The sequence below is a fragment of the Woeseia sp. D3-10 genome (assembly GCF_055809415.1).
Window position 1 is genome coordinate 1,048,157 of the sequence record NZ_JBVVTW010000007.1, and the last position, 16,387, is coordinate 1,064,543.

General features: G+C 59.2%; 13 protein-coding genes. 6 read left to right on the forward strand and 7 right to left on the reverse strand.

The window, feature by feature from the left end:
* The first annotated feature begins 6 nt into the window (after window positions 1-6).
* Window positions 7-2,499: a LamG domain-containing protein gene (locus tag AC0L8N_RS05460; protein WP_473666553.1), complete on the forward strand. Its 2,493-nt coding sequence runs from the start codon at window positions 7-9 to the stop codon at window positions 2,497-2,499.
* 26 nt (window positions 2,500-2,525) lie between these two features.
* Window positions 2,526-4,151 carry a hypothetical protein gene (locus AC0L8N_RS05465; protein ID WP_473666554.1) on the forward strand — a complete coding sequence of 542 codons (1,626 nt, stop codon included), beginning with the start codon at window positions 2,526-2,528 and terminating at the stop codon, window positions 4,149-4,151.
* An 85-nt stretch (window positions 4,152-4,236) separates the two neighbouring features.
* Here the strand turns inward: AC0L8N_RS05465 and AC0L8N_RS05470 are convergent, their stop codons facing one another.
* Both AC0L8N_RS05470 and AC0L8N_RS05475 read right to left on the reverse strand, forming a co-directional pair.
* Window positions 4,237-5,724, reverse strand: coding sequence for a M20/M25/M40 family metallo-hydrolase (locus AC0L8N_RS05470; protein ID WP_473666555.1), 1,488 nt, complete (start codon window positions 5,722-5,724; stop codon window positions 4,237-4,239).
* A gap of 347 nt (window positions 5,725-6,071) precedes the next feature.
* The gene (locus AC0L8N_RS05475) at window positions 6,072-6,932 is read right to left on the reverse strand and encodes a class I SAM-dependent methyltransferase (protein ID WP_473666556.1); all 861 of its coding nucleotides are present in this window, start codon (window positions 6,930-6,932) and stop codon (window positions 6,072-6,074) included.
* 259 nt (window positions 6,933-7,191) lie between these two features.
* On the opposite strand from AC0L8N_RS05475, the gene AC0L8N_RS05480 reads away from it, so the two are divergent.
* Entirely contained in the window at window positions 7,192-8,574 is a 1,383-nt protein-coding gene (locus AC0L8N_RS05480) for a class I SAM-dependent methyltransferase (RefSeq protein WP_473666557.1), read from the forward strand.
* A gap of 10 nt (window positions 8,575-8,584) precedes the next feature.
* On the opposite strand, the gene AC0L8N_RS05485 is transcribed toward AC0L8N_RS05480, so the two are convergent.
* Window positions 8,585-9,490, reverse strand: a complete 906-nt coding sequence (locus AC0L8N_RS05485) for an alpha/beta hydrolase (RefSeq protein WP_473666559.1) — start codon at window positions 9,488-9,490, stop codon at window positions 8,585-8,587.
* Between the two features lie 25 nt (window positions 9,491-9,515).
* On the reverse strand, window positions 9,516-9,839 hold the full coding sequence (gene fdxA, locus AC0L8N_RS05490; RefSeq protein WP_473666560.1) for a ferredoxin FdxA: 324 nt from the start codon (window positions 9,837-9,839) through the stop codon (window positions 9,516-9,518).
* A gap of 168 nt (window positions 9,840-10,007) precedes the next feature.
* Here fdxA and AC0L8N_RS05495 point away from each other — a divergent pair, with 168 nt between their 5' ends.
* Window positions 10,008-12,089, forward strand: a complete 2,082-nt coding sequence (locus tag AC0L8N_RS05495; RefSeq protein ID WP_473666561.1) for a 3-hydroxyacyl-CoA dehydrogenase NAD-binding domain-containing protein — start codon at window positions 10,008-10,010, stop codon at window positions 12,087-12,089.
* A 20-nt stretch (window positions 12,090-12,109) separates the two neighbouring features.
* Here AC0L8N_RS05495 and AC0L8N_RS05500 read toward each other — a convergent pair whose 3' ends face one another.
* The 3 genes from AC0L8N_RS05500 to AC0L8N_RS05510 are packed head-to-tail and all read right to left on the reverse strand — an operon-like array spanning window position 12,110 to window position 14,372.
* On the reverse strand, window positions 12,110-12,949 hold the full coding sequence (locus AC0L8N_RS05500; RefSeq protein WP_473666563.1) for an MBL fold metallo-hydrolase: 840 nt from the start codon (window positions 12,947-12,949) through the stop codon (window positions 12,110-12,112).
* Window positions 12,946-13,779 carry an NUDIX hydrolase gene (locus AC0L8N_RS05505; protein WP_473666564.1) on the reverse strand — a complete coding sequence of 278 codons (834 nt, stop codon included), beginning with the start codon at window positions 13,777-13,779 and terminating at the stop codon, window positions 12,946-12,948. The genes AC0L8N_RS05500 and AC0L8N_RS05505 overlap by 4 nt, the downstream gene beginning before the upstream one ends.
* Window positions 13,776-14,372, reverse strand: coding sequence for a hypothetical protein (locus AC0L8N_RS05510; protein WP_473666565.1), 597 nt, complete (start codon window positions 14,370-14,372; stop codon window positions 13,776-13,778). The genes AC0L8N_RS05505 and AC0L8N_RS05510 overlap by 4 nt, the downstream gene beginning before the upstream one ends.
* Before the next feature lie 221 nt (window positions 14,373-14,593).
* On the opposite strand from AC0L8N_RS05510, the gene AC0L8N_RS05515 reads away from it, so the two are divergent.
* Together AC0L8N_RS05515 and AC0L8N_RS05520 are read left to right on the forward strand one after the other, a co-directional pair.
* On the forward strand, window positions 14,594-15,454 hold the full coding sequence (locus AC0L8N_RS05515; protein ID WP_473666566.1) for an NAD-dependent protein deacetylase: 861 nt from the start codon (window positions 14,594-14,596) through the stop codon (window positions 15,452-15,454).
* A complete protein-coding gene (locus tag AC0L8N_RS05520) occupies window positions 15,447-16,331 on the forward strand; it encodes a rhomboid family intramembrane serine protease (RefSeq protein WP_473666568.1) in 885 nt (294 codons plus the stop codon). The genes AC0L8N_RS05515 and AC0L8N_RS05520 overlap by 8 nt, the downstream gene beginning before the upstream one ends.
* Window positions 16,332-16,387 lie beyond the last annotated feature (56 nt).

Genomic DNA, 16,387 nt, shown 5'->3' on the forward strand with positions numbered 1-16,387 from the left:
CAGACCATGGAACAGGTATATAAAACGGCTACCCCTTACTCAGCCCTGCGCAACGCAGTAACTGTTGTCGCAGCCGCATTCGTTATCGCCGCTTGCGGCGGTGGTGCAGCAACGACCGAGAACCCGGTCACCAGCGTGACACCTCCGTCCAGCTATCAGGGTCCTCCGCCTGCTACGGACGATATCCAGGCGTTCAAACTGAATGTCTGGGACAACGTGCAGGCGAGTAACCGTTGCGGCGCTTGTCACAACGAATCGGTTAATCAGAATCCGATGTTTGCGCGTCACGACGACGTGAACCTGGCGTACGAAGCAGCCAACAGCGTTATCGATTTGTCGCAGCCGTCGAACTCCCGTCTGGTCAGCAAGGTTGGCAGTGGTCACAACTGCTGGCTGTCGGACCCGCAAGCTTGCGGCGACATCATGACGACATGGATCGAGAACTGGGTTGGTGAAGGTGATGCTGGCGGACGCCAGATTCAGCTTGATCCGCCACCAGAATCCGAGCCGGGCTCGAGCAAAAACTTTGCCAACGCCACTGTGCAGGATTTCGAGAATCTGGTCCATGCACCGATTCTGACCGTCTACTGCGCAGGTTGTCATACCTCGCAAGCGCCGACGTCGCAGCAACCGTATTTCGCAGAAGCCGATGCGGTAACGGCATTCGATGCTGCTCGTTCGCGCATGGACCTGGATGATCCGTCGTCGTCGCGATTTGTCGTTCGCCTGGGCAGTGAATTCCACAATTGCTGGGACGTAGGCTGCTCCGCATCAGCCAGCGAAATGCAGGCGGCCATTGAAGCATTCGCGGATACCGTTCCCGTCACCGAGCTGGATCCGGCGCTCGTGAACAGTAAGGCGTTGCGCATCGTCGATGGCACCGTCGCATCTGGCGGCAACCGCTTTGAGAATAACCAGATTGGACTGTGGGAGTTCAAGACCGGCAGTGGTACAACGGCGTTTGACACCAGCGGTGTCGAGCCAGCCATAGACCTCACGCTGTCCGGCGACGTTACCTGGTTCGGCGGCTGGGGCATCACCATCAACGATGGCAAAGCACAGGGATCGACAGCGGCCAGCAAAAAGCTGCATGACCTCATCAAAGCTACGGGCGAATACTCCATCGAAGCGTGGGTCGTGCCAGCGAACGTCACTCAGGAGATGGCTCGCATAATCAGCTATTCCGCGGGCGATGACGCACGCAACTTCACACTGCAGCAAACTTTGTACGACTACGATTTTCAGCATCGCAGCACGGAAACAAGCTTGAACGGCATGCCGGCCTTGTCGACGCCGTCCGCGGACGAAATTCTGCAAGCATCGCTGCAACACGTCGTTGCCAATTACAGTGCTGTCGACGGACGCAGCATCTACGTCAATGGCGAACTGGTCTCGCAAACGGATCCGGTTCCTGCCGGCTCGCTTGTAGACTGGCAAGACACGTTCGCCTTCGTGCTTGGCAACGAAGTTTCCAACAGCGGCTTGTGGCAAGGCACGCTGCGGATGGTCGCCGTCCACAATCGCACACTGACACCCGGTCAGATCGTGCAAAACTTCGACGTCGGCGTCGGTGAGAAATTCTTCCTGCTATTCAGCATTGCAGACATTATTGACGTACCCAGCAGCTACATCCTGTTCGAGGTTTCGCAATACGACTCCTACGGCTACTTGTTCACGCAGCCGAGTTTCATCACGCTGGACAGTGCGCAGCAACCGGAAGGTATTCCGTTGCAGGGAATGCGCATTGGTATAAATGGCGAAGAAGTGCACGTCGGACAAGCGTATTCGAATCTCGACGTCACGCTAAGTGCAGCGGAATTTGCTGAACTTGGCCAGCCACTGTCAGCACTCGGCGCAGTAATACCTCTCGAGAAAGGCCCGGAAGACGATGAATTCTTCCTCACGTTCGACTTGCTGGGAGACCAGACCTTTGTCCGCAGCCTGGAACCACCATTGATCCTCACACCCGAGGATTTGGTGGCAGCCGAGCGCATTGGTGTACGTACCTTTGATGAGATCAACATGACGATGGCTACGGTAACCGGCGTAGACCCTACGACTACGTCGGTCGACATGACGTTCCAGAGTCTGCGCCAGTCGCTGCCGGCAATTCCGAACGTGCAAACGTTCCTGTCGTCTCATCAGGTCGCCGTCGCGCAGCTCGCCATTGAGTATTGCAACGCGTTGGTGGAAGGCCCCGGCGCTGCAGCGTACTTCCCTGGGTTTGATTTCAACCAGAGCCCGGCAGCTGCTTACAGTGGCGCGAATCGCAATCTGATCATCGACCCGCTGATCGACAGAGTTATGGGCATCGGCATACAGACGCAACCTGATTTCACAACGGTTCGCGACGAACTCGGTTACGTGACGACTGACGGTACCCGACCCAATAATCTGGTCGACCGCTTGTTGGTCAGTGCAGATAATCCCAATACCCGCGCAATTGCGAAGGGCGTATGTGCGGCGGTGCTCGGTAGCGCCGTCACCGTAGTGCAGTAAACAAGGACAGTAACGAGGCATTTGATATGGCCAGCAAACGCAATTCACGCAATTGGGACGCGCCACAACGGCATGCAGACCATCGGCGTCCGATCACCCGCCGCGACTTTGTTTCGCAGGGCTTTCTGTCCGGCTCCGCACTCGCATTGTCGGGCGGCGTTCTCAGCTTGTTCTCGAATCCGCGCGACGCTTACGCCGCGTTGTCGAGTGACCTGACGCCGCTACTCTCCAATCCGTGCAACATTGCAACGGAAGGCGCTGGCAAGATTCCGTTCATCTGCTTCGATCTCGCCGGTGGTGCAAACATCGCCGGTTCGAACGTTCTCGTCGGCCGCGAAGGCGGTCAAATGGATTTCCTCGGCACCGCAGGTTATGAAAAGCTTGGCCTGCCGGGTGACATGGTGCCGGGACTGAACGACCCGACCACCGGCCTGCCCTACGCGAACACCGATTTCGGTCTGGCCTTCCATTCCGACAGCGCATTCAAACGCGGCATGGAACGCAGTATGGCGCCCGGACGTGGTGCCAATCTGAACGGCGCGATTATCCCGTCCCGTTCCGACAATGACACTGGCAACAACCCGCACAATCCGCTGTACGGTATTGCGCGAGCCGGCGCCGACGGCTCTATCCTGACGCTGGCGGGTTCTTCGAACACCGACTCCGGCGGCAATTCGATGGTACCGGCGATGATGATGGACCCGGAACTGCGACCTACCAAAGTGGATCGTCCGAGCGACGTCACAGGTCTGGTCGACACCGGGCAGCTCGTCGGCATCCTGGGTCCGGACGACGCCACGGCTGTTATGGAATCCATTTACCGCATCAGCTCAAGCAAAATGAACGCTGTTGATACCGGTCAGACGGTTAGCGCGGATGCTGTGGTCAAAGACATGGTTCGTTGCGGCTACCTGAAAGCCGCAGACATCGCTGATCGATTCGGCGCAACCCCGCTCGACCCGGCGGACGACCCGGCTATTGTCGGCCCGAATGGCATATTCTCGGAAGCCGAGTTCAATGCCAACAACCGTGATGGTCAGGAGTTCCGCAAGACAGCTTCAGTAATGAAACTTGTCATGAACGGCTTTGCAGGTGCTGCGTGCATCGAGATGGGCGGCTACGACTACCACGGCGGCATGCGTGCTGAAGGCGAAGTGAAAGACGAACGTGCCGGCCGTTGCATGGGCGCATGCATTGAATATGCAGCACGAATAGGCGTGCCATTGATGATGTACGTCTTCAGTGATGGCTCATTGTCATCGAACGGCGCCATCGACAATTCAGCAGAAGGTCGCGGCAAAGGTGAATGGGTCAGCGACAATTCGTCGACGGCCGCCGCCTTCTTCATGGTTTATAACCCGAACGGCAGGCCCGCGTTACGCGGTGGCACGCCAGAGGAGCAGGCCATCCATCAGCAAATCGGCTACATGGATGCCGGCGCCTCAGTACAACGCGCAGCGACGCCGGCCGCCAATAACGTGAACCTGCTGGTAAACACGGTCGTACTGAATTACATGGCTCTGCACGGCGAAGAAGGCTTGTTCGCCAATGTCATTCCTAACCACGGACTCGGCGACAGCTCGTTGCGTGATTCGATGACTGCCTTTGACGCCATAGTCAGCGGCACGATAGGACCTTTGAACCCCGCCTGAACCAGCCCGTGCAACGGGCTAGGCATCAGTTGTGCCGGCAGCATTGCTGCCGGCTTTTTTTTGCCTGCTTACAGGCGACAACCTGCTAGCGCATATCCGAGCGGGTCAGTGCTTTCATCAAGCGGTACAGAAACTCCTGCCCTTCGTAGTACGCCTCAATATTGATGCGTTCATTCTGACCGTGCGCGCGGTTGTCGTCGATATCGTTGAACAAGCCGGATACACCGTATACAGGAATACCGGCATTGCGCAGGTAAAGGCTGTCAGTAGCGCCGGTACTCATCAACGGAATAACGGGAACGCCGGGCCACATGTCCTCAGTGATCGCCTCAATAGGGCCCAATACTTCAGCACTCAGCGGTGAAGGTGGCGATGGCTTCGCGACGGCTACTGGTGTTACCAACACCTGATCACTGGCAATGACACTTTCCAGCGTTCGCTGAACGTCGTCGACTGACGCGCCAGGCAGAACGCGGCAATTTACATTTGCCGTGGCGCGTTGCGGCAAGGCGTTTTCTGCGTGTCCACCGCTAAGTAGCGTAGCAACACAAGTCGTGCGTAAACGTGAATTGTAGAAAGGCATTTTCGACAGATACTCTACCGCCGCCGCATCGGGCGGCGACTTCAGGACATTGCGCATCGCCATTGCCTGCTCACCCTCCTCAAGCGGTGCCGATCGTTCAAGCCAGGCCCGGGTAATTTCATTCAGGCTGACCGGAAAATCGAAATCGCGAATCCGGACCAGCGCGTCCGCCAGCTGGTAGATTGCATTGACCTTCACTGGCAGCGAGCTGTGGCCACCCGGGTTGGTCACTTCCAGTGTGTAGCTCTGAAATACCTTCTCACTGGCCTGCACACCGTTAAACACGCGCACGCCGTCTTTTTTCGCACCCCCGCCGCCCTCGTTCAACGCGTACTCTGCATCGACCAGCTCGGGGTGGTGCTCGAGCAACCACGCAACACCGTTGTGATCGCCACTCTCTTCATCGGCCGTTAGTGCAACGATGATGTCGCGGTCCGGCTGAAACCCTTCGCGCTTCATACGAATCAGGTTGGCGATATGGATGGCTGCTTCGTCTTTGTCGTCGGTGGTGCCTCGACCGTAGAAATAGCCCTCTTGCTCGACAAACGTGAACGGGTCCATCGTCCAGTCAGCGGGATCCGCCTCGACCACGTCGATATGAGCAAGTAACAACAGCGCCTTCCGGCCGTTGTCACGACCGCGGTAACGAACGACCAGGTTGCCGCGGTCCGGCGTCGGCCCGACGATATTGATGTCAGCGTCGTCAAAGCCAGCCGTGCGCAAATGCCGGGCCATCGCTTCGGCCGCGACGGTCGTGTTTCCCGTTGACTGCGTTGTATCGATCTCAACCAGTTCTTTAAGAAACGCGCGTGCCATACCCTCGGCTGACTCCGGCAATGCCTCGACCTGAGTAGCAACTGCAGCCGTAGCAGCCGGCGCAGCACTCTTTTCTGCCGTGTCGTTATTGCTGCTCTGACCGCAAGCAGCTACGAACACTGCAAGGGACAACGATAAACCAATCAAGCTAACGGGTGTTTTCACTGCATGCACGCCGACTCTCCTGTGTTTGGAAGTACGCTGCGGTCGCGCAGGCGCTGGCCTGAGCGACGCGTAAGCCATCATTAGAACGCGTTCGCATGGGGAAAGGAACCACCGCAGAATCGGCAGGCAGAACACCGCGCGTGAATAAGCTCCAGTGGCTCTGCGACTATTGCTTCGCAGTGATCAATATCGCGCTTGGCTAGCAGCCGCCAATATTCGGCGTCGTGCTCTCGCCAGTAATGACTTACTTGCTGAAATTTGAGGCAACAATAGCGGGCAGCAGCTCGTAATTTTACAACCGGCGAACCGCAACCACTGCTTCCTGACAGACTTGCGGATTCGCCGGCCGTTGCCTGCTATTGCGCGGGCTTCACGAAACGCAATGTAAACCGGTCCGACTCGCCGATCGACCGGTACTTCTGCTGATCGGTCTCACCCAGAACCAGCGACGGCGGCAGTGTCCAGACGCCTTCCGGGTGGTCGTGAGTATCGCGGGAATTTCGGTTGATGTCAGATCGACCATCGAACTCAAAGCCCGCTTCTTCAGCAAAGCGAATGGTGCGCTCTTCGGAGATATACCCATTCTCCGCATTCGGATCCTCGGTCGCCGCATCCGGCCAGCGGTGATCAACCACGCCGAGCACGCCGCCCGGCTTCAGGGCATCGAACATGGCAGTGAACGCCAGTCGCGCATGGTTTTCTCCGTAACCGGGACCGAACCAGTTGTGCGCGTTGCGAAAGGTTACAACGAGGTCTGCCGATTCCCGCGGTGCAATTTCGAGTTGATAAGGAAAGTCGAGATGCGTCACAACCACATCTCCGTAAACATCACGTGCACTGCCCAGCTTCGTAAGGAACGAACCGAAATACCGGCGCTGGTAGGAAGCCGGCGGGTTAACACCGTATTGCGCCGCGTAGAATTTCCCTTTTTCTTTCAGTGCAGGAGCCAGAATCTCCGTGTACCAGCCACCGCCCGGCCAAACCTCCACGACCGTCATGTCGGGCCGAAAACCGAAAAACGCCAGCGTCTCGCGCGGATTTCGAAACTGATCGCGAGCCTTGTTTTCGGCGCTGCGATGCTCACCGTTGATGGCTCGATCGAGCGTGGCTTGTGCAAGTGCATCCATATCGGCGGCCGCTGCCGGCACTGCGAACGTCGCAACCGCGACCAACGTAACTACCGCGCCGCACTTGCTGTAGAAAGATCTGCAACTCATTGTCACTCCCCCATTGTTGGTTATTGTCAGTTGTAGCACACAACGTACCGGTCGATCGCCGCCGGCTAACTCGCGCTCCACTTCCGCATAGTCCACAACGTTATGACCCCGGAAAGACCGCAACCAGCCCGTCTTGTGCCTGCAGTACAGAGACCAGCACGTTGGGAATTCGTTCACGCGTACAAGCGCTGATGGCACCGCTCGCCACAGACCGCCATAATGCCCGCACTGGCCGCCATCTACAGTTGATCCGATAACAATGACCGATACAGCCCGCCTGCTGGAACTCCTCGCCTGCCCACGTTGCGACAAGACACCGCTTACCGCGAAAGAAAATCACTTTCATTGCACGGCCTGCAAGACCGATTTTCCGCGCGTCGGGGATATCCCCTGGATGTTTGCGGAACCGGATGCCAGCCTGGGTGAATGGCGCAACCGCCTGCATTTCGCATTGCAACAACTGGGGCACGAGGTGAAACGCCTGACGGCTGAGCTGGCAACCGCGGACCTGAACGAACTCACGCGCATTCGCCTGCAAGCAACGCAGCAGGCGACAGAACATCACCGGCGTACGCTGCAGCAACTGTTGTCGCCGGTAGACGTGCAATCGCAGGACGCCAGTTACGAATCACACCTTGCGTTGCGAACTCGCTTGCCAGGTGATCAGGGCCTGCAGACTTACTACGCGAACGTGCACCGCGACTGGAATTGGGGCGAACAGGAGAACCGCGCGTCAACCGAGCAACTGCGCGCCGTACTGCCCGGGGGCAGCGAGGCAGCGCTGGGCGACACCGCGGTGCTCGGCGCGGGTGCGTGCCGCCTCGCTTACGACCTGCACCAGTCATTCGCCACTGATCGGCTGCTTGCTATGGATTTTAATCCGCTGCTGCTGTTTATAGCTCGCGATGTTGTACGCGGTGAACGTCTCGAAATGCACGAATTCCCGTTGGCGCCAAAATCACAAGCCGACACTGCCGTGCTCAGGGAACTCAGCGCACCCGAAGTGGTTCGGGAAGGCTTCTACCTGCTGTTTGGCGATGTCCTGCGACCACCGTTCGCGGAAGCCTCGGTGGATACCGTCGTAACTCCGTGGCTAATCGATATCGTCAGTGAAGATTTCCCGGTATTCGCCGCCCGCGTAAACCGTTTACTCAAACCCGGCGGTCGCTGGCTGAACTTCGGCTCGCTGGCCTTTGATCACCCGCAGCGCGCACGTCGCTACAGCGCGGAGGAAATTATCAACATCGTGGGCAACACCGGCTTTGAGATGACGGGCGTCAGCGAGGCCGACATCCCGTACATGAATTCACCGGCGAGCCGGCATGGCCGGCTGGAAACGGTGTTCACGTTCTGCGCGACGAAAACCGACAATGCAAAGCGACCTGCGCGTTACAAAGCGTTGCCGGACTGGATTGTCACCGGCAAAGAAGCCGTACCGTTGTTGCCGTCCTTCCGCACTCAAGCCATGTCGACGCAGATTTACACCTTCATCATGTCGCTCATCGATGGCAAGCGAACCATCGGGGACATGGCCAAGGTTCTGGAACAGCAACAGCTGATGACCCGCAAGGAAGCGGTTCCGGCAATCCGGCAGTTTCTGACCAAAATGTACGATGACAGCGAGCGGCAGTCGGGCTTTTAGTCGAAAGGCTCTAGTCTGGTAAGGAAAAAGCTTTGCGAACGTAGGCTGCAATATCCGCGATAGCCCGATTGGCTTCCGGCATCCGGCCAACAAAGAACTGGAATACGTGCCACATCTCCGGCCACACCTGCAATGTCACCTTTCCGCCCGCGGCTGAAATCGCGTCGGCAAAACGTGTTGAGTCATTCAGCAATATTTCGTGATCGCCTACTTGAATGAACACCGGCGGCAAGCCACTCGCGTCGGCAAATACCGGCGATACCAGGGGATCACGTACGGCTTCAGCTTTGCAATATTCACGCGCGACCACCGGCATGTCTTCGCCACGAAACAACGGGTCTTGCTCTGCACGACTACGAACCGAGTCGCCACTGGCACTCAGGTCGAGCCACGGCGAAAGTAAAACGAGCGCTGCCGGCATCGACCGGCCTGTCTCGCGCAACGTCAACGCGCTCGCCACCGTCAGTCCGCCACCTGCAGAATCGCCTGCGATGATGATTTGCTCAGGCAGAACGCCCTGCTCCAGCAGTTGTTCGTAAACCGCACAGGCATCTTCAATGCCGGCCGGAAACGGATGCTCCGGCGCCAGACGGTAATTCGGCAGCAAAGCCCGCACTTTGGCTGCTTTGCAGATCGTGGCGACGAGATGCCGGTGGGTCCGGCTGCTACCCATGACATAAGCGCCGCCGTGCAGATAAAGGATAACAGGTGCGTTTTCCGCACCATCGGGCACTAACCAATCGCAATCGACATCTCTGATTGTCGCTTGCAGCGCCGACACTTCGCGGGGCACACGCAGTCGTTTGGTTACGTCCTCGAACGACTGGCGAAGCTCAGCAATGTCTCGATCAGGTGTAACGCGACGAAAATATTGCCGCGCAAGATAGCGGATCAGCCGTGCGCGCAGGCTCAACATCGGACTGCTGTCTGCAGGCGATTCACTAGCGTTCGAGCAGACTCAGCTTGTCTTTGACGTCGCGCCAGTCGTCGGCATCGGCGGGCGGATCTTTGATTTCGGTAATAACCGGCCACTTGGCAGAAAGCTCGCGATTAAGCTCGATGAATTGCTCCTGCCCTTCCGGCAGTTCGTCTTCCGAGAAAATCGCCTCGACCGGGCATTCTGGTTCGCACAGGGTGCAATCGATGCATTCGTCCGGATCAATGACCAGCATATTGGGCCCCTCGTGAAAACAGTCCACCGGGCAAACCTCGACACAATCGGTCAATTTGCATTTGATACATGTCTCGGTCACTACGAAGGTCATGCCTGATCCTGCTGGTCTTGGTATGGGAGGGAGAGTTTACGCTATTCGATGTTTTAGGGCACATCAAGTCTTGCCTCGCCCGGCCTGTCGGAAATCGACAGCCACTCCCAACCACCTGGCCAAATCTGCGACAATGCGCGCCGAACGCGAACTGACAGGAACCAGTAAATGAGCATCACGGAGCTAAATCGACAAGGACGTATTGCCGTTGTCAGCATCAACAATCCGCCAGTCAATGCGTTGTCGCACGCGGTACGCGCAGGCCTTATGCAATGCCTGCAACAACTTGCGGATGACGACAGCCTTGACGCGGCCGTTGTACATTGCGTTGGCCGCACCTTCTGTGCCGGCGCGGATATTCGCGAATTCGGCAAGCCGCCACAGCAGCCGTTTCTGCCCGAACTGGTGCTGGCGCTGGATGCATCGACCAAGCCGGTGGTCGCGGCATTGCACGGTACCGCCCTCGGCGGTGGTCTTGAAGTCGCGATGGGCTGCCATTACCGGGTCGCCGCCACGAGCGCAAAGGTCGGTTTGCCGGAAGTTCTGCTGGGGCTTTTGCCGGGCGCTGGCGGCACCCAGCTATTGCCCCGCCTTATCGGTGCTGAAGCAGCGCTTGATGTGATCCTGGACGGCAAACCTCGCAACGTTGCCGACAAGTCGATCAATGGCCTCATCGATGTTATTGCTGACGACGACGAATTGCTCTCGAGCGCCGTTCAGTTCGCGACCGAGGTTGCCAGCAAGCCAGTTCAACGCAGCAGTGAACGGTCTGTCGCCGCTGTCGATGCCGGTTACTTCGAGCAGCGCCGTAGCGCGATCGCGAAACGCACTCGCGGCCTGATTTCGCCGTCAAAGATCATCGACTGCGTACAGGCCGCTACGACATCCTCATTCGCCGATGGCATGCGCCTCGAACGCGAAGCGTTTCTGGAATGCCAGGGCTCGAGTCAGTCGGCCGGACTACGCCATGCCTTCTTCGCCGAACGCACGGCAAGCAAAGTACCCAACCTCGACCGCGACGTGTCGGCACGCAGCCTGGAACAGATCGTCGTGATCGGCGCTGGCACGATGGGTGCCGGCATTGCGCACAACTGCCTGACCGCTGGCTACCGGGTACGACTGCTCGACAAAGACGCGGACGGCGTGGCCCGTGGCGATGCCACTGTCCGCAGCCTGATGCAAGGCGGCGTCGAGCGCGGCAAGCTCACCACAGCCGCTGCCGAGGCCTGTCTGTCCCGCTTCGAAACCAGTGACGACCTGACGGCGGTAAGTGACGCTGATCTCGTGATCGAGGCCGTATTCGAAAACATGGCCGTCAAACAGCAGGTTTTTCGCGGGCTGGGCGAACACTGCAAGCCCGGCGCCATACTCGCCAGCAACACGTCTACGCTCGACGTCGACGCTATCGCCGCGGCCAGCGGCCGCGCGGGCGATGTTATCGGCATGCACTTCTTCAGTCCGGCGCACATCATGCGACTGCTTGAAATCGTGCGCGGCCGCGACACGTCCGACGATGTGCTGGCAACGTCTATCGCGTTTGCGAAAGCGCTGGGCAAGATTGGCGTTGTAGTCGGCAATTGCTACGGCTTCGTTGGCAACCGGATGTTGTACAGCTACGGCCGCGAGAATCAGATGTTATTGCTGGAAGGCGCAGCACCCGAGGTCATCGACCGGGTATTGCAGGACTGGGGTATGGCCATGGGCCCGAATGCCGTCAACGATTTGGCGGGCATGGATATCGGCTACAAAGCCCGCAAGGAGCGCAAGGACAAGCCGGACGACCCGCGCTTCTACCGCGTTGCCGACGTGCTCGTCGAAAAAGGCTGGCTCGGCCGGAAAACCGGGCGTGGCACTTACCTCTACCCTGACGGCAGCCGGACACCCGTACCCGACCCCGAGGTTCAGGCGCTGATTAATGCCGAGGCAGCACGGCTTGGCGTAGAGCAACGGGAGATCAGTGAGCAGGAAATCATCGAACGCTGCATCTACGGATTGATTATCGAGGGTGCCCGCATTCTGGAAGACAAGATCGCCTACCGCGCCTCGGACATCGACGTGGTCTGGACCAACGGCTACGGTTTCCCGAAGTACCGCGGTGGACCCATGCACTACGCTGACCAGGTCGGCCTTGACAAAGTCTACTCACGAATTTGTGATTTCTGCGAACGCTTCGGTGACACCTACTGGAAGCCACCGGCGCTGCTGGCAGAGCTGGCAGAAAACGGCGGGAAGTTTTCAGACCTGGGCTGAAAAACCGAAACAGCGGTGGTCTAGCCTGACCGGTAACGCCACCGCTGTTCCACGCAGTCGGCACGACCGTCCGCCTGCAGTTTCAGAAGATGAGCAAGTAAAGAACGTTCTGCGACCGGGTGCAGGTGTTGACCGACGTCTGCGTACACCACGAGCGTCAACTCCATGGACGTCACGTCGGGATTCGACTGCAAGGCTTTGACAACGCCCGCCTCTCGCTGCAAACGGTGATCGATGATCCAGTCGATTGCCGCGTGCGGATCGTCCATTAAGTCGCCATGACCGGGCGCAATGGCCGCAAGTGCCTCCTCGCGCAAGCGTGCCAATGACGCGAGATAGTCAGCCAGATTGCCATCAGGCGGATCGATAACCACCGTCGAGCCATTGATGACGTGATCGCCGGTGAACAACAGGCCGTCCGTTTCACGCAGGAAACACAAATGGTTCGACGCGTGACCCGGCGTGTGAAAAACCCGCAGCGCACTGCCGTCGGCGCTAACGACATCACCGTCCTGCAGTACCCGGTCAGGCACAAAGCCCGCGTCCTGATGCCGCCCTGGAGGTGCTGGCCTGCCGAGCAACTGCGCGCCACAGCGCGCCACCAGCATCTTCGCCGCCGGTGAATGGTCGCTGTGCGTGTGAGTGACCAGCACGTAACGAATATCACCGTCGGCATTGGCGCAAAGGGCATCGACGTGTGACTCAATCGCAGGCCCGGGGTCAACGACCATAACCTCGCCGCGACCGAGCAAATAACTGTTCGTACCTGGTCCGGTCATCATGCCCGGATTGGGCGCGATGAGACGCACAACGTTCTCAGCCAGCGTAACCGGAACGCCGGGGATCAACTCACTGCTCATTCCTGCTGACCCTCAAGCTCGGCCGGGTAGTCCGGATCACCGGGCAGGACGATACGCGCTGCATCGCCATGACCGATGACCGCCGGCAAGATGCAGGGCACACCGTCGGCCTGCTGTTGCCGCGCCCAGGCAAGAGCGTCCTCAACAGCATTGAGCCCAGCGAGATCTGATAAGGTCGCGCGTGTTGGTGGCGGCAGGACCAGCTCACCGGCATCCGCCGCGTGCAGCGCTTTCGTCGGCGTCAACCAGCAGCTGTCGGTCAACTCGGTGCCGTCGTGCCACGCTTGCTGCCCCTGCGGCAAGGCGCAAACAAAAAACCGTGTTGTATAGCGTCTTCTGCGATCACGCGGTGTCACCCAGTACGAAAAATAATGCAACTGATCGCAGGCAAGTCGCAATTCATGTTGTTGCAAGAACCTGCGCCACGACAATTCGCCGCCGTGAATGCAGCTGCGCGCATCATCAAATTCATTGTTCTCGACCAGCGTGGCAAGGCCTTCGGCGCTATTGCGACGCGCCAGCAACACGCCGGTTTCTTCGAACAGCTCGCGAATCGCCGCGCTGTAGTATTTCAGGCCTTCAGTGTCGATCCCCAGGCAATCGCAGGCCGCGCTCTCAGTGCAGCCATCACACAGATCGGCTACCTCGGCATCGACATCTTCGTGCAAGCCACCCGGGAAGGCATGGCTTGCACCGAACGAGGCTTTACTGTGTCGCCTGACAAGCAATGCTTCGGGCCCGTCTTGTGCATCACGCAGAACAACCACCGTCGACGAACGGGCCGGTGCCGGCGCGGCTCGCGTGTCGACTGCAGATACGCGCGCCATCATTCAGAGAGCGCCTTGGCATAGTCGAGGAGTCGCTCCAGCTGCTCACCCAGCACGGCATCGACCGGTTCCGAGAGCCCGTCCAGACCCTCGGCGTGGTAACCACCCACGGCATAGCGCAACGTTAGCGTGGAATGACCTGGATCATCGGCGACATCCTGAAACTCGAGCGTCATGTTGCCGTTGACGCCCATCAGCCCCAGGGGACCCAGACCGCCGGTTAAGCGCAAGATCACACCAGGGTTCACGAAGGTCACCATAAGATGCACAAGCCCGCCGTCCTCGCCCAGCTGCTCACAAAAGCAGCCCATCGGCACGGCGCTGATGTACAGATTGGCAGCGTCGCCGGAAACCGTGTGCTCACCATTCCACCAGCGCCCAATGTCGCCGACCACGGCCGCCCAGGCCACCGGTCGCGTTACCGGCAAGGTGACACTGTGCTCAATCGTGAAACCGCCGCTGGCCGAGTCCTGCACCTCAGCGGCAGCCATCCCACCGCTTAGCGGAAACAGAAAAACCAGGAAAATCAGCCGTGTGCGCAAGGTGCTCATGAGCGTGCCGCAGAAACCAAAACCAGCGCGCAGTGTACTCGCCACTGTCGGTGAGGTCACCCGCACCCGGCCCGCTGCTAGAGCAACGAATACAGCAGGAATACCAGCGAAACCAACGCCAGTGAGAAATAGATTTTCCGGAAAATGCCCATATGTCCTACCGTCAGGCGTTGCGCTTTGGTTTTCCCGGCGCAGTGCCGCTATCGACTAACCGGCCACCAGTTTGCCGTATGCTCGCTGAACAGATTCTGAAGGATTGTTGACTCATGCAAGAAGGCGATAGCGCCGACCTGTGCCGGTTCCTGCAGCAGCATGAACGCGTCGCGGTACTTACCGGTGCCGGTTGCAGCACGGCGTCCGGCATTCCCGAATACCGCGATGATCTCGGTGAATGGAAGCACGCGCCGCCCGTGCAGTTTGCCGACTTCATGGCCAGCGATACGATGCGACAACGTTACTGGGCGCGGAGTTACAGCGGCTGGCCGCGCATGTCGGCGGCGCAGCCGAACGCCGCGCACCAGGCACTGACCTTGCTCGACAAAACAAACCGCAGCGCCGGGCTGATCACGCAGAACGTTGACAATTTGCACAGCCTTGCCGGTAGTCGCAATGTGCTGGACCTGCACGGCACTCTGAAACGCGTTCGTTGCATGAGCTGCGACGAAACCTTTCGCCGCACGCAAATTCAGGACCGGCTCACTGCGGACAATCCCGGCTGGCAATCGCCCACTGCGGATGTGCGGCCTGACGGCGACGCAGACCTGGGCAATGCGCCAGTGACGCAGTTTCGCGTTCCCGCCTGTGAGCTGTGTGGCGGCATACTTAAACCGGATGTCGTTTTCTTCGGCGAAAGTGTGCCCGCGGAGCGCGTAACCCGCGCCACGCGATTTATCAGTGATGCCGATGCGTTGCTGGTCGTCGGTTCGTCATTGATGGTGTATTCGGGTTTTCGCTTTGTCCGACAGGCCAACGACAGCGGCAAACCCATCGCCATCGTCAATCGCGGTTCAACCCGAGGTGACGCACTTGCCACCTTGCGAGCCACTGGCGATTGCGGCGAATTGTTGCAGGATGCCTGCGCGCAGCTTGCTGAGGTCACGACACCAGCGGACAGCACTCATGACTGAGGGCTGGCTTGCCGTATTCGAGAGTCAGCAGCGTGGCGCCTGCGTTGATCGCGCCCTGGTGCTGACGTCGTTGTCGATCGCACATGAAATCGTTGACGCGCCCGGTCTTTGTCAACTGCTGGTTGCCGAAACCGACCTGCACCGTGCGCGCCACGAATTGTGGCTCTATGAACAGGAAAACCAGCCTTCGCGCCGCCGCCCTGTTGCCACTGTCGTCAGCAATCACAACCCCTGGCCGGGTGTTGCCGGCTACGTACTGACCGTTTGTCTGGTCGCCTGGCTGGCTGGCAACGGCGCGTTTGGCTACAACTGGCTGGAGGCTGGCCGGGTTGACGGTGCGCTTATTCGCGACGGCGAATGGTGGCGCGTGATCACCGCGCTCACCTTGCACAAGGACGTCGGGCACTTGCTCGGCAACCTCGGCTTCGGTGGATTGTTTGGTCTGCTTGCCGCGCGCGTGATCGGCTCCGGGGTTACCTGGCTGACCGTCACGATTACCGCCGCCCTGGCCAACACGCTGAACACCATTATGTTAATTCCGAGCCACCGCTCGATCGGCGCGTCAACGGCCGTTTTCGCCGCACTGGGCCTTGTTGCCGGCTTTGTCTGGCGGGGACGGCTAATGGCGCAGGACCGCTGGCCGTACCGTCTCGGCCCGATCATTGGCGGCATCGCGCTGCTGGCCTACACCGGTACCGGTGACGAATCGACCGACATAGGCGCGCACCTCGGCGGCTTCGTCTGCGGCTTTGCCGGCGGCTTCCTGCTGACTCGTGCCGCGGCGGTGTTTGAGCGCTCTTCCGTGCAATGGCTGTGCGGCGCCGCGGCGCCATTACTGGTGATCGCGGCCTGGTGGCTGGCGCTGTCCGGACACTAGTTCAGCCCTGGCACTGGCAGTCATCGCCACAGTCCTTACAATGGCGCCCAAACCGC